Genomic DNA, 13,341 nt, shown 5'->3' on the forward strand with positions numbered 1-13,341 from the left:
CATTCTCCTTGTTATTTACGAATGCAAAGGCGATCTCTACCACTGTTTTTTGCTTCGTAAAGTGCATCATCAGCTCTATCAAAAGCTGCCAAAGGTGTATCACCCTTTTTAAATTGCGTCGCTCCTAAAGACACAGTTATTTGTACTTGCTTATCTTTAAACTTAAATGGAATTGCTTTAATGGTATTCCTAATCTTTTCTAATGGTGCTCTGGCATGAGTTAAAGGCATACCTGGCATTAATAAAACAAATTCTTCACCGCCATAACGGGCAATAAAATCAGATTTACGTATTGCTTTCTTTAAAGCTCTAGCGATTACTTGTAGTGTTTTATCGCCAGAACTATGGCCATATTGGTCGTTGATAGATTTAAAGAAATCGACATCGATAACAACCAAAGTGGTTTCATTACCATGTTGTTCGAACATGTGAAACTCTTGATTAAATCGATCATCAAACGCTGCACGATTAGGCAGCTTTGTTAGGCCGTCTAGTAAACTTTTAAATTGCTGCTCAGAAAGTCTTTTCTTGTAAGTATTAACTTTAGTCTCTAAAACGTTGATACGTGAATTTATTTGCTCAAAACTGGCGAGTAAATCCGCTTTATCTTTTTGTTCTAATTCTTCTCGTTTGACTAAGTCTTTTCTCAAAAGCTTTAACTCACCGTCAACCAGTTCTTTTAAATCTGAAATCGATGTCGCTTTTTGCGTTTGTTCATTTAAAAGTTTGATCTTAGTCTCAATTTGTTTATTGAGACCTGAAAGCTCGGCACTCATATGCTTAGTCGAATTAGTCGTACTAAGGATTGATGCGTGCAATTCTTCTAGAGTTTGATTTAGTGAAACTAAAAAACCTTGAGCAGATTGACGTTCTCTAGCAATGCTGTTGGCAATTATCTCTATGATAGCAATCGCACAATCAAGTAATACATCAACTTCTGCTGACTGAGATAATGTCGTTTTAATATCGATGACTTCTTTTGATACATCGTCTTCGAATGTAATTTCATTGGCTAAAGTTAATAACTCACTGGCTAATTCAGGCTTTTGCATTGTTGCTGTTTTTGCTGAAGCGTCAGAGCTTGTTTTAACAGCTAACACTTTTTGATAAATACCAATGAGCTTTTCAAAAACCGGCAAGAATTCATAACTTACATTCACTTCAGTCAATTCGTGATCTAATAAGTTTCGTAGCTTGCGACGGGTATCATCTGGGATACCTTTAAGCTTTTGCAGTTGTCTGCCCGCGTCAGAAATACTGTTTGAAAGCTTTTGATGATTTTCAGCGTTTACAGATTCTTGATTTTTAAGGGATTGAGTAATGGTATTAATAAGAGGAGCTAAATCATCAAAACTCACGCCTTTACTAAGTGCTTGTCTAAATTTAGCCAAAAGATTATCTAGAGCAACATCCTGACCCTTGCTACTCACTGCGAGTTTCGCAGCAAAATTACTCAGAGTCTGTATTTGATCTTTATGCGCATTCTCGAGCTGAGCTCGTACTTTAACTGCTTGTTTTAGTTTTTTTTCTATTAGCGCATCTTTATTGGTCACAAATTTTGCCATCTATAAATTCATTAACACTTTAAGTTTACAACAATTATCTCATTTTTGAAGGCAATTTGTTTGTTACATATCACAACAAGCCTGAAGACATGCAGTTTATCTCTTTTATTAAACTTTATAAGGGGAGTTTGTTAGTCTTTTCTTATACTTTTCTATGAATATTATAAATATCAGTATGAATAAAATTACACTCTCTCTTCTGGCTGCTTTTGCAGCTCTTCCTGCACTTGCTGATGTGGAATATAAATTATCGATAGATGAACCTGCGCATCATCTAGGTGATGTTAAAGTCACTTTTCCTAAAACAGCGCAAGCGCATTTAGATGTGCATCTTCCTGATTGGCGAACGGGTCGTTATGAAATTTTGGACCTTGCCAATGGTATTCGTTTTTTTGATGCAAAAAGTGCAAACGGCGAAGATCTTCAATGGAAAAAGGTTGATAAAAATACATGGCGCGTACATTTAAATGAGCCAACAGAAGTCAACATTTCATACCAAGTCTATGCTAATCAATTGGGTATGCGTTCTCGTCATATTGATGATAGCCACGCATTTATTGATGCATCAGGCTTTTTTATGTTCAGTGATTCATTTAGACAAGAGCCAGTAACTGTAGATCTAGATGTACCAAAAGGGTGGCGTTCAGTCTCAGGGATGGATTTCGCTGATGACAAGCACAGTTTTAAAGCGGATAACTACGATATTTTATTAGATTCTCCTATCGAAACTGGTATTAACGACTTATATGAATTTGAAGTGGATGGTCGTAAATATGAACTTGTTATTTGGGGCGAGGGTAATTACGATGTTGAATTAATGCTTTCTGATCTTAAAAAGCTCGTTAAAACAGGTAGTTTAATTTGGCATGACTATCCGTATGAACGCTATGTATTTATGGTACATGCGACCAGCGGTGCTCGTGGTGCGACTGAGCATTTAAATTCGACCATAATCCAAAGGCATAGAGATTCGTTTGCTAAGCGTGATGATTACATCGGTTTTATCGCAACGGCCGCACATGAGTTTATCCATACTTGGAATGTAAAAAACTATCGTCCAGCTGGTTTAGTGCCATATGATTACATCGCGCCAAATTACTCTGATTTATTGTGGTTGTCTGAAGGTTCAACCAGTTATTTAGAAAACTATTTACTGTTAAGCGCTGGCATAACAAGCAATGAAGAGTTTTATAAAGATCTGAATAAAACAATTTCACGTCATTTAAAAACGCCGGGTAGAGAAGTGCAGTCTGCTGCTGAAACCAGTTTTGATAAGTGGATCAACGCAGGTGGCGACCATGGGCGTAACTTCAGTACTAATATTTACTCAGAAGGGTCATTAGTGTCACTAGCACTAGATATTGACTTATTAGATAAGAGTGAAGGTAAAGTAAGTTATAGAGATGTGCATTCAGAACTATATAAACAGTTTAAATTACCTAAAAGCTTTAATAGCCAAGATGTTCAAAATATTCTAAAGCAAATTTCTGGTCGTGATTATTCAACATGGTGGAAAGAGAATGTTGAATCACCGCTGAGTATTGACTTTGATGCGATGCTTGCAACTGTTGGCTTAGAATATATACGCCCAGACAATAGTAAAGCCGTTGCTGGTTTGGATGTGATGGCTAAGTCTAATGGCGAGCTACTTATTTTAAATCATGTAGCGAGAGAGAGTTCTGCATGGCAAGGTGGTTTAACAGCCGGAGATAAGTTAGTTGCTTTAGATGGACGTCAAGTACGTAAGTCATTAAAAGAGACGCTGGCTTTGTTTGAGCCAGAGCAAGAAGTTACTGTGAGCTTTATTAGACGTCATCAACTTATGACAACAACAGTAAAGCTTACATCTGACTTTGATAAACCTAAAAAGGTGAAAGCAGTTAAGGCCCCGACTGAACGTCAGGCTAAATTGTATAAAGCATGGACGGGTGTAGAACATCCAAATGCAATTTATACCAATCCTCAATAATACTTAATCATTTAGAGGGACTAAAACTGACGTTAGCTTCGTTGAAAATTTCTCATTTAGAACAACTAAATTGCAAAATTTTCGCCTTGCTACCGACAAGTTTTACTTGCCTCAAAATAGATCACTTAATTAAGAGGATTGGTATTAATTTTCATTTTTAAAAGTAATAAAAAAGCCCAAGTTATTTTTTTATAACTTGGGCTTTTTTATTTTTTTTTGATATTTAACCTAAGCTCAGGTTAATTACTTATGGCGCTGCTCAAGTGTATCAATCACATCTTTTAAGTTTAACTCGCTACGTTGCAATAAAACGGTAAGGTGATAAAGCAAGTCAGCTGACTCATTAAGCAGTTCTTCATTGTCTTTTTTCATTGCGGCTAGTGCGACTTCTACACCTTCTTCGCCCACTTTTTGACAACTACGGCTCAAGTCTTTTGAAAACAATGACGCTGTATAACTCGATGCTGGATCTGCATCTTTACGTTCAACAATAACATTCTCAAGCTGAGCTAAAAAAGCTAAGTCAGGTTTTGCATCACCAAAGCAACTTGTTGTGCCTAAATGACAGGTGGGGCCTTTCGGGTTGGCAAGCACTAATATAGAGTCGAAGTCACAGTCAGTGTGAGCTGACACTAGCTCTAAATAGTTTTCTGAAGTTTCGCCTTTGGTCCACAAGCGTTGTTTAGAACGAGAATAAAAGGTGACTAGACCTTTCTCAAAGGTCATTTCAACGGCCGCTTGGTCCATAAAGCCTTGCATCAGAATTTGTCCGGTTGCTGCATCTTGAATGATCGCAGGCAGCATATCGGACTTTTTAAAATCAAGTTTTGATAAGTTTTCTTTGGTTAGTTGCATAATCTAGCTGCGACTCCATTGTTTGTAAGGTATTGTTTAAGTTCGTTTATATCGATTACGTTTTTGTGGAATACGCTTGCTGCAAGAGCACCGTCAACTTGGCTTTGCTCAAATACATCTACAAAGTCTTGCATGGTACCTGCACCGCCAGATGCGATAAGCGGCACGTCACAAATCGCTCTTATTTCAGATAGCTGTTTATTGTCATAGCCCTTACGCACACCGTCTTGGTTCATGCAGTTTAATACAATTTCACCAGCGCCTAAATCTTGCACACGTTTAACCCATTCTTGTGTTTTATAACGGGTCCTTGAAGACGCATTTGGATCGCCAGTGAGCTGATAAACAAGATATTGATCTGTTTCTGCGTCATAAAAACTGTCGATACCAACTACAACACATTGTTTACCAAATTCATCGTGTAATTCTTTAATGAGTTCAGGCCTGTGTATTGCAGGGCTGTTGATACTGATTTTATCAGCACCACTTTCAAGTACTTTAGCGGCATCAGCAACAGACTTGATGCCACCAGCAACACAAAATGGAATATCGATGTGGCGGGCGATTTGCTCTACCCAAGTGACATCTAATAAACGTTTTTCAACACTGGCAGAAATTTCATAGAAAACCAACTCATCAGCACCGGCTTTACTGTAAAGCTCGGCAAGTTCAAGAATATCACCGACAACTTCGTGACCTTTGAACTTAACGCCTTTTACTACTTGGCCATTTTTTACATCAAGGCAAGGAATTATGCGTTTTGATAACATGCAAGTGCCTCCTCAACTGTAAAAGCGCCATCAAGAAGTGATTTACCTAAAATGACACCGCCGACACCGATTTCAGCGAGTCGTTTAATGTCGTCTAATGAACTCACTCCACCAGAGGCTTGTACCTTTATGCTGTTATTGTGTGCAACGATTTCTTCATATAGGGCAAAAGAGGGGCCAGTCATTGTACCGTCTTTACTGATGTCCGTGCATAAAAAGTCAACAACTCCTAATTCCACATAAAAGTCGAGTAGGGTGAATAGGTCTTTGTCGGCATCGCTTAACCAACCGTGTGTTGCAGGTGCCCAACCAGATTCTGTTTTGTTCACATCCAGTGCAATGACAAATTTTTCAGGGCCAAACTCTTTGATCCACTCTGCAACTTGCGTTTGTTGATCTACTGCCATTGACCCAATAACAACTTGAGCCGCGCCAGCTTCAATCCATTGTTTTACATCTTCATAGCTGCGTACGCCGCCACCGACTTGGTAAGGAACGTTTAATGCTTTTGTTGCTGCTTGAATTTGTTGCCACTGTTTCTTTTGCGGGTCACGAGCGCCTTCTAAATCTACTAAATGTAATTTTTCTGCGCCTGAGTTCTGATAGGCAAGCAGACGTTCACCTAATTCAAATGGATAGAACTGGGCTGTGTCGTATTTACCTTGGTAGAGGCGAACAATTTGATTTTGTAGTACATCTAAAGCTGGAATTATCATGTTTACCTCTGCCTATACATTCCAATTTAAAAAGTTTGTTAAAAGCTTAGCGCCGACTTGTGCACTTTTTTCAGGGTGAAATTGCATACCTGCGTAGTTGTCTTTACAGACGATGGCAGAAAAGGCTTGACCATATTCACCAGATGCCAAAGTGTAGTCGTTTACACTGTGAGCAAAGCTATGCACAAAGTACACTTGATCCTGTGCAGTGATCCCTTGTGTCAACGCGTGAGGTTTTTCAATTCCTAAATTATTCCAGCCCATGTGTGGTGCAGTTAACTTGCCTACTTCTAGCTGCGTAACTGCACCTTGGATCTTGTTCAAGCAGTCAACGTCACCTTCTGAAGTCTTCTCACACAAAAGCTGCATACCTAAACATATGCCCATTAATGGTTTTTGATATTCATCGATGGCTTGTTGCCAACCATTATCAAGTAAACGCTTCATTGCAACAGACGCGTGGCCAACACCAGGAAGTATTGCTCTGTCAAATTGTGCTAGTTGTTCAGGAGCGGTAATTATTTCAGGATTAGCACCAAGACGGTCAAATGCAAAACGCACAGAGTTTATATTGGCACAGCCGGTATTTATAATTGCTATCATAAACACCCCTTAGAGCTTGCTGTTAACTGGCTTGCATCTTTTTGGATTGCCACACGTAATGCTCTTGAGAAAGCTTTAAATAACCCTTCTACTTGGTGGTGACAATTACCCTCAGAAACAGATAAGATCAAACTCACAGCTGCATTATCAGAGAACGATTTAAAGAAGTGCTCAACCATTTGTACATCTAAGTCCCCGACTTTTTCACGGGAGAAATCCGCATTAAGTACAAATGAGGCGCGGCCCGATAAATCAATCTGACATTCTGCTTTACATTCATCCATTGGCAGCGCAAAGCCATATCGGTTAATTTGCGTTTTTGTACCAAGGGCTTGTTTTACAACTTGGCCAAGCGCGATACCGATGTCTTCAACCAAGTGGTGCTCGTCTATGTGTAAGTCGCCAGAGGCTTTAATATTAAGGTAGATATTGGCGTGGGTTCTTATTTGATCCAACATGTGATCAAAGAAACCTAAGCCTGTAGAAATTTCTCCGCTTACGCCTCGGTCAAGATTAACTGCAACATCAATTTGTGTTTCTTTGGTGTTTCGAGTTACTGATGCTTCACGATTCTGAGTGGTTAACTGAGTGACAATTTGCGGCCAATCACCTTCATAAAGAATACCTTGAATACATAAGTTATCAGCAAGGCCTAAATCAGTTTGACGGTCACCAATGACAAAAGATTTAGCAAGGTCGACTTTACCTGAGCGCATTAATTCTGTAAGTAATCCCGTTTTCGGTTTTCGACAATTACAATTATCTTCATCGAAGTGCGGGCAGATCAAAACGTCATCGAACTTGATACCTTGTGATGAAAAAATTTCCATCATCTTGTCTTGTGCAATATCGAAGTCAGCGGTTGGGAAGCTATCAGTGCCTAAGCCATCTTGGTTAGATACCATGACTAAACGGTAACCTGCGGCTTGAAGTTGTAAAAGCGCAGGAATAACATTTGGCAGTAGTACTAGCTTTTCTAGGCTGTCGACTTGTTTATCCGTGATTGGCTCATCAATTAATGTGCCGTCTCGGTCGATAAATAGATATGGTTGACTCATTTTTATTCCTTACTACTTAGAGGCCATTTAGCCAGTCGGTGACTTGTTGTAATTCTTGCTCTGTGCCGATTGAAATTCTGATCCAATCATCTTGGTTGAATAATACAAATGGGCGCATGATCAAACCTGATTGCATGGCTACATCAATCGATTTTTTGTCTTTTAGGCGGATAGTGACAAAGTTTGCATAGCTGTCTAACACAGCGGCTACTTGCTTATTGTTTTTAAGTGCTAATGAAAGCTCAGCTTTTGCTGTGTTTAAAATTTGCACTTGGCGTTTTACTTGGGTGATGGCATCTTTACTTAATGCTTGTGCTGCAATCGCAGCAACCACAGTCGAAACCGGGTAAGGTGCGATGACCTTTCTGACAACATTCAATAACTCGCTGTTAGAAAGCATGAAGCCCGTTCTTAAACCCGCTAAAGCAAACGCCTTAGAAAGTGTTCTTAAGACAACGATATTTTTGAAATCTTGTAATAGACTGACAGAAGAATATGCTTCACAAAATTCAATATAAGCTTCGTCTACTACAACAATGGCCTTACCAGACAATTCATCCGCAATTTCAGCGATTTTTTCAACAGGTAAAATTGCACCGGTTGGATTATTTGGATTACAGATAAAGACCAGTTTTGATTGCGCACACGCTTCGCAAATTGTAGTTTTATCGTCATTAATGAGTTGCTCTTGGCTCAATACATTCAATGCGACATTATGTGTATCAGCCGTGACTTTATACATGCCGTAAGTCGGTGCAAAAATGCTGATTGAATCTTTGCCCGGCTCGCAGAATGTTCTCACTAAAAGCTCTATTCCTTCGTCAGCACCGCGAGTCATTAATACATTTTCTTCGCTTACGCCTGCATAATCAGCGTATGCATCAATCACTGCTTGCGGTTGTGGATCAGGATAACGGTTTAAGTTATCTAGACTTACATCAAAAGTTTTAGCATACGGGCTTTCATTGGCATTTAACCAAGTTGAGCCCGATAGTTTCATGCTTTTAGCTGAGCTATACGCTTTTAGCTCATTGATGTTCTTTGGTAACAGCGTGGTGATCACATCACTCATTTACAAATTCTCCAAACGCACTTTAACGGCATTGGCGTGTGCGTCTAATCCTTCTGCATCAGCAAGCGGCAAAATCGCTTTGCTTAAATTCACTAAACCCGAAGGGGTAATACTTTGCACAGTATATGTTCTATAGAAGTCCATTAAATTAAGACTTGAGTAGACTTTACTGTAGCCATAAGTTGGTAATACGTGATTTGTGCCAGAGGCATAGTCCCCCGCAGACTCAGGCGTGTAATCACCAACAAACACTGAGCCTGCATTTTTAACTAACCCGACATATTGGTCGGCTTGGTCAATTTGTAGAATAAGGTGTTCAGGACCATATTTGGCCGAAACGTCAAACGCCTGTGCCATGTCATCGACTAATATCAAGGCACTGTTATCTAGCGCTGCACGTGCGATATCAGCGCGAGATAAGGTTTCAAGCTGAAGCTCAATTTGCTGCTGTGTTTGGGCAATGATTTTTTCACTATTACATACAAGCAGCACTTGAGAGTCTCGACCGTGCTCTGCTTGTGAGAGTAAATCAGCAGCGATAAAAGCCGGGTTCGCGCGCTCATCTGCAATGACCATAACCTCAGAAGGACCAGCTGGCATATCAATCGCAAACCCAGGAACAGACTGACTAAGCAGTTGTTTTGCCATGGTCACATAGCTATTACCTGGGCCGAATACTTTGTTTACCTTAGGGACTGACTCAGTGCCATAGGCCATAGCAGCGATAACACCTGCGCCACCACTTTCGATGATAGTGGTGATCCCGCAAAGTTTAGCTGCATATAAAATGGCAGGGTGGATGCGTTCATTACCATTCACTGGCGTTGCTAAAACTACAGTTGTTGCGCCTGATAGCTGTGCACACACGCCTTGCATTAAAACAGAAGAAGGCAGTGGCGCACTGCCACCAGGTACATAAAGACCGATAGCATCGATGGCTTCAAATTTTAATTCACACACCACGCCCGGTGCGGTTTCAATCTTTTTAGACACCGGTTGTTGCTGTTGGTGAAACGCTTTGATGTTGCTATAAGCTAAATCAATGGCTTGTTTTAAAGACGGTTCAAGCAAGCGTTCACTTTGCACTATTTCTTCGCTCGGCACACGTAAACGAGGTTGTTCACGTTTGTCGAACTTTTTAGCAAACTCAAGTAATGCGTTGTCACCGTTTGCAATGACATCATCAATAATCGCTTGTGTTTGCTTCTCAATAGACTCACTGGCTGTAACTGCAGGTCTTTCTAAAATTGCAGCCTGTGCTGATTGAGAACCCTCATTCCACTTAAACACAGTCGTTACTCCATCATTTTTTCAATTGGCATAACGAGAATAGAGTTTGCACCAAGCGCTTTTAACTCTTCCATGGTTTCCCAGAATAATGTCTCGCTACTTACCATGTGTAGCGCCACATAATCGTCAGAGCCAGCAAGTGATAATAGGGTAGGTTGACCAGTACCAGGCAGTAGTTCACATACTTCTGTTAATTTTGCTTTAGGTGCGTGTAGCATGATGTACTTGCTTTCTTTGGCTTGTTTAACACCTTTTAAGCGCGGCATTAATTTATTGATTAGTGCAAGCTTATCTTCATCGTTCAGTTTTGGGTTTTGAATAAGGCATGCATTTGATTCAAGAATAGTATCACCTTGCATTAAGCCGTTTGCTTCAAGTGTTGCGCCAGTAGAAACGAGATCACAGATTGCATCAGCAAGTCCAGCACGAGGAGCGACTTCTACAGAGCCAGTTAGCATCACCGCACTTGCATTAATACCTTCTCGTTTTAGGTAGCCTTTTAGAATTTCAGGGTAAGTTGTTGCAATACGCTTGCCTTCAAACCAAGACTTATCTTGTGGACCAAGTTCTTGTGGCCATGCAAGTGCAAGGCGGCAATAACCAAAATCTAACTTAGACAGCTTTAGTACTTCAGAATATTGGTTTAGGCTCTGGCGCTCCGCTTGAGTTTCTTCAAGTACGTTTTCACCAACGATACCTAGGTCACATACACCGTCCATTACAAGACCTGGAATATCGTCATCACGAACACGTAAAACATCGATAGGCATATTGGTTGAGTGTGCAATTAGACGCTGTTCACGTAGGTTTAATTTAACACCTAGTTGCTTGAGAAGTTCTTGGCAATCTTTTGAAAGTCTGCCTGATTTTTGAATTGCGATTCTTAAACGATTGTTAGTACTCATAATTTATATCCTTTGTTCTAAAACGAAAAACCCCGAGGGAACCTCGGGGCGATATAAATTCTGAGTTGAATCGCCGGGAGGTTCCTTTTAGGAATAACCCACCAGCGAAATACCTGACAGGCTATTCGGGTGTATGATGGTGATGATGAATAGTTGTCAGTGTAATAAACATGTAAATTCTCTTAATCAATTTTGATAACGTATTTAGAAGAACATATTTTACGGTTTCAGTGCAACTAAAATTTTGGATTTTTTAAAGTATAAATTATAACGGTCGATAATAAGAAGTAGGTACAAGCTTGTAGGAGGATATAATGGATGTATTTAAGCCCTTGTTAACTAACATAATTAGACTTGAAGTTTCGCATAAGCCGACTTTCTATGTTGCAGGTGTTGTTGATAATAAAGTTGAAAAAGTAAAACTCGATAAGGCCAAAAAAGAAGACGCAAAAAGAAAACTCAACGAGCAATCTAGCAACAAAAAGCAAAAACAAAATGAAAACGACGAGGAAGATGGTAAACATTTAGATGTGTGGGCGTAACATCTTAATCATGTTTGCTTACAGTCGGTTGCTCAACTAGACACTAAACCGTACAATTGCAAAAAACACTGCTGTAGTCACTTCTTGCAAATTAAAACGCTTTTTTCAGAATCAGGTCCTTTAGCTTTAAATATTCCTGGATATAAACCAAGACAGCCACAAATTGATATGGCTGAGATGGTGCATGCCGCAATAGAAAATAAATCTCAATGTGTGGTCGAAGCAGGAACAGGTACGGGTAAAACATTCGCTTATTTAATTCCTGTGTTACTCAGCGATAAAAAGTCGATCATAACCACTGGCTCTAAAGCACTACAAGAACAGCTTTATCATCGAGATTTGCCACAACTTGCTAAAATATTGAATAAAGGTAGAAAAGTTGCCCTGTTAAAGGGGCGTGCAAATTATCTATGTACCTATCGACTTGAGCAGCATGTTGCCCATGTTCCAACCGATGACCCTGATGTGATGCATCAACTTGCCATGGTTGCAAAGTTTGCCTCTCAAACTAATACGGGTGATTTAGCCGATTGTGTTGGTATTGAAGAAGATGCCAAAGTATTACCTTATGTAAACTCAACGGCGGATAACTGTTTAGGCAGGGAGTGTCCTGATTACGCTGAATGCTATATAAGAAAAGCACGTGTTAAAGCGATGGAAGCAGATATTGTGGTGATCAATCATCACTTATTTTTTGCTGATATGGCGGTGAAAGACTCTGGCTTTGCTGAACTTATGCCTGACGCTGATAATTATATTTTTGATGAAGCGCACCAAATTCCCGAAATTGCCAGTGATTACTTTGGTGACAGTATAAGTACCAAACAGCTGGTGGCATTAATCAACGATCTGCGTTTAATCTACCGCTCTGATATTCCAGACATGTTGCAATTGGGTAATACACTCAATAAGTTAGAAACGGCGGTTGCCGATCTGCGACTCGCTTTTGCAGGTGAAAGTTCTCGAGGAGATTGGCGAGAATCTCTAACCAGCAAAACCATTTGTGATGCGTTGCACCGTGTTATTTCAGATTTAGATTTCTTGTATAAAGTGTTAAAACTCTGCCTTGATAGAAGCGACAAAATTGAGCACCCATTCGAAAAGGTATTGCAGTTCAAAAATCAATTAGAGCGTGCATTTGACACCACACAAACGGGTTACAGCTATTGGTACGAGACAACGCGTCGTTTCTTAACAATCAATATCACACCTCTAAACGTCGCAAATAAATTCAAAGAAATTATAGAGCGTACCCAAGCGAGTTTTACGTTCGCGTCAGCGACCTTGTCAGTAAATGATTCGTTAGATCATTTTAATAAGAGCTTGGGCTTAAAACCTAAACATCAATTATTGGTCGAAAGTCCGTTCGATTATGAAAATCAGGCGGTTTTATGTATGCCTAGATATTTGCCCGAAACCAGTGATGATATGATGCCACATAGCTTGGTAAAACTAGCAAAAGAACTAATTAAAGCGGCAAAGGGACGAACATTTTTACTTTTCACCAGTTACCGAGTTATGCACTTAGTGTACGAAGGATTAAGTACTGCTACTGAATATCCTGTGTTTATGCAGGGTCAATCGTCCAAGCGGATCATTCTTGAACAGTTTATACGTCACGGGAATGCCGTATTAATGGGAACGGCCTCTTTTTGGGAAGGGGTTGATGTTCGAGGCGACGCACTCAGTTGTGTGTTAATTGATAAATTGCCTTTTACATCACCTGACGACCCATTATTACAAGCGAGAATGAAAGATTGTGAATTAACCGGTGGTGAGCCTTTTGAAGATATTCAATTACCTCAAGCAATCATTAACCTTAAGCAAGGTGTCGGTCGCTTAATTCGAGATCACAGTGATAAAGGTGTACTTGTCATTTGCGATAACCGTCTAGTTACGCGAAAATATGGGCAGACATTTTTACAAAGCTTACCTAATATGCGCCGCACAAGAGATTTTCAAAGCGCATTACAGTTTTTAGAGAACATAGAATAAT

The 13,341-nt window shown here is 39.9% G+C and carries 12 protein-coding genes; 3 read left to right on the top strand and 9 right to left on the bottom strand.

The window, feature by feature from the left end:
• Positions 1-11: 11 nt before the first annotated feature.
• On the bottom strand, positions 12-1,553 hold the full coding sequence (locus AC1HJP_RS00535) for a GGDEF domain-containing protein (protein ID WP_480360245.1): 1,542 nt from the start codon (positions 1,551-1,553) through the stop codon (positions 12-14).
• Between the two features lie 187 nt (positions 1,554-1,740).
• Between AC1HJP_RS00535 and AC1HJP_RS00540 the strand changes: the two genes are divergently transcribed.
• Positions 1,741-3,534: a M61 family metallopeptidase gene (locus AC1HJP_RS00540; protein WP_480359663.1), complete on the top strand. Its 1,794-nt coding sequence runs from the start codon at positions 1,741-1,743 to the stop codon at positions 3,532-3,534.
• 243 nt (positions 3,535-3,777) lie between these two features.
• Here the strand turns inward: AC1HJP_RS00540 and hisIE are convergent, their stop codons facing one another.
• From hisIE to hisG, 8 genes are read right to left on the bottom strand one after another with little or no spacing between them, the layout of a single operon-like run.
• Complete coding sequence (gene hisIE, locus AC1HJP_RS00545; protein ID WP_480359664.1) at positions 3,778-4,389, bottom strand: bifunctional phosphoribosyl-AMP cyclohydrolase/phosphoribosyl-ATP diphosphatase HisIE; 612 nt, start codon at positions 4,387-4,389, stop codon at positions 3,778-3,780.
• Positions 4,380-5,159 (bottom strand): imidazole glycerol phosphate synthase subunit HisF, encoded by a 780-nt coding sequence (hisF, locus tag AC1HJP_RS00550; protein ID WP_138479413.1) that lies wholly within the window; start codon positions 5,157-5,159, stop codon positions 4,380-4,382. Before hisF ends, hisIE begins: the two co-directional genes overlap by 10 nt.
• On the bottom strand, positions 5,141-5,875 hold the full coding sequence (locus AC1HJP_RS00555; protein ID WP_480359665.1) for a 1-(5-phosphoribosyl)-5-[(5-phosphoribosylamino)methylideneamino] imidazole-4-carboxamide isomerase: 735 nt from the start codon (positions 5,873-5,875) through the stop codon (positions 5,141-5,143). Before AC1HJP_RS00555 ends, hisF begins: the two co-directional genes overlap by 19 nt.
• A gap of 12 nt (positions 5,876-5,887) precedes the next feature.
• Entirely contained in the window at positions 5,888-6,478 is a 591-nt protein-coding gene (hisH, locus tag AC1HJP_RS00560) for an imidazole glycerol phosphate synthase subunit HisH (protein ID WP_480359666.1), read from the bottom strand.
• A complete protein-coding gene (hisB, locus tag AC1HJP_RS00565) occupies positions 6,475-7,536 on the bottom strand; it encodes a bifunctional histidinol-phosphatase/imidazoleglycerol-phosphate dehydratase HisB (protein ID WP_404396821.1) in 1,062 nt (353 codons plus the stop codon). Before hisB ends, hisH begins: the two co-directional genes overlap by 4 nt.
• Before the next feature lie 16 nt (positions 7,537-7,552).
• Complete coding sequence (gene hisC, locus AC1HJP_RS00570; RefSeq protein WP_480359668.1) at positions 7,553-8,608, bottom strand: histidinol-phosphate transaminase; 1,056 nt, start codon at positions 8,606-8,608, stop codon at positions 7,553-7,555.
• Complete coding sequence (gene hisD / locus AC1HJP_RS00575) at positions 8,609-9,898, bottom strand: histidinol dehydrogenase (RefSeq protein ID WP_480359670.1); 1,290 nt, start codon at positions 9,896-9,898, stop codon at positions 8,609-8,611.
• Positions 9,899-9,903: 5 nt separating this feature from the next.
• Entirely contained in the window at positions 9,904-10,803 is a 900-nt protein-coding gene (hisG, locus tag AC1HJP_RS00580; protein WP_058032502.1) for an ATP phosphoribosyltransferase, read from the bottom strand.
• A gap of 314 nt (positions 10,804-11,117) precedes the next feature.
• On the opposite strand from hisG, the gene AC1HJP_RS00585 reads away from it, so the two are divergent.
• Positions 11,118-11,345 carry a hypothetical protein gene (locus AC1HJP_RS00585; RefSeq protein WP_480359672.1) on the top strand — a complete coding sequence of 76 codons (228 nt, stop codon included), beginning with the start codon at positions 11,118-11,120 and terminating at the stop codon, positions 11,343-11,345.
• Positions 11,346-11,429: 84 nt separating this feature from the next.
• Positions 11,430-13,340 (top strand): DNA repair helicase YoaA, encoded by a 1,911-nt coding sequence (gene yoaA / locus AC1HJP_RS00590; RefSeq protein WP_480359673.1) that lies wholly within the window; start codon positions 11,430-11,432, stop codon positions 13,338-13,340.
• Position 13,341: the final 1 nt, after the last annotated feature.

The organism is Pseudoalteromonas sp. NFXS53 (assembly GCF_056629255.1).

Coding starts and splice junctions, on each gene's coding strand:
- AC1HJP_RS00540 (WP_480359663.1), top strand. CDS start 1,741: ATGAATAAAATTACACTCTCTCTTCTGGCTGCTTTTGCAGCTCTTCCT.
- hisIE (WP_480359664.1), bottom strand. CDS start 4,389: ATGCAACTAACCAAAGAAAACTTATCAAAACTTGATTTTAAAAAGTCC.
- hisF (WP_138479413.1), bottom strand. CDS start 5,159: ATGTTATCAAAACGCATAATTCCTTGCCTTGATGTAAAAAATGGCCAA.
- AC1HJP_RS00555 (WP_480359665.1), bottom strand. CDS start 5,875: ATGATAATTCCAGCTTTAGATGTACTACAAAATCAAATTGTTCGCCTC.
- hisH (WP_480359666.1), bottom strand. CDS start 6,478: ATGATAGCAATTATAAATACCGGCTGTGCCAATATAAACTCTGTGCGT.
- hisB (WP_404396821.1), bottom strand. CDS start 7,536: ATGAGTCAACCATATCTATTTATCGACCGAGACGGCACATTAATTGAT.
- hisC (WP_480359668.1), bottom strand. CDS start 8,608: ATGAGTGATGTGATCACCACGCTGTTACCAAAGAACATCAATGAGCTA.
- hisG (WP_058032502.1), bottom strand. CDS start 10,803: ATGAGTACTAACAATCGTTTAAGAATCGCAATTCAAAAATCAGGCAGA.
- AC1HJP_RS00585 (WP_480359672.1), top strand. CDS start 11,118: ATGGATGTATTTAAGCCCTTGTTAACTAACATAATTAGACTTGAAGTT.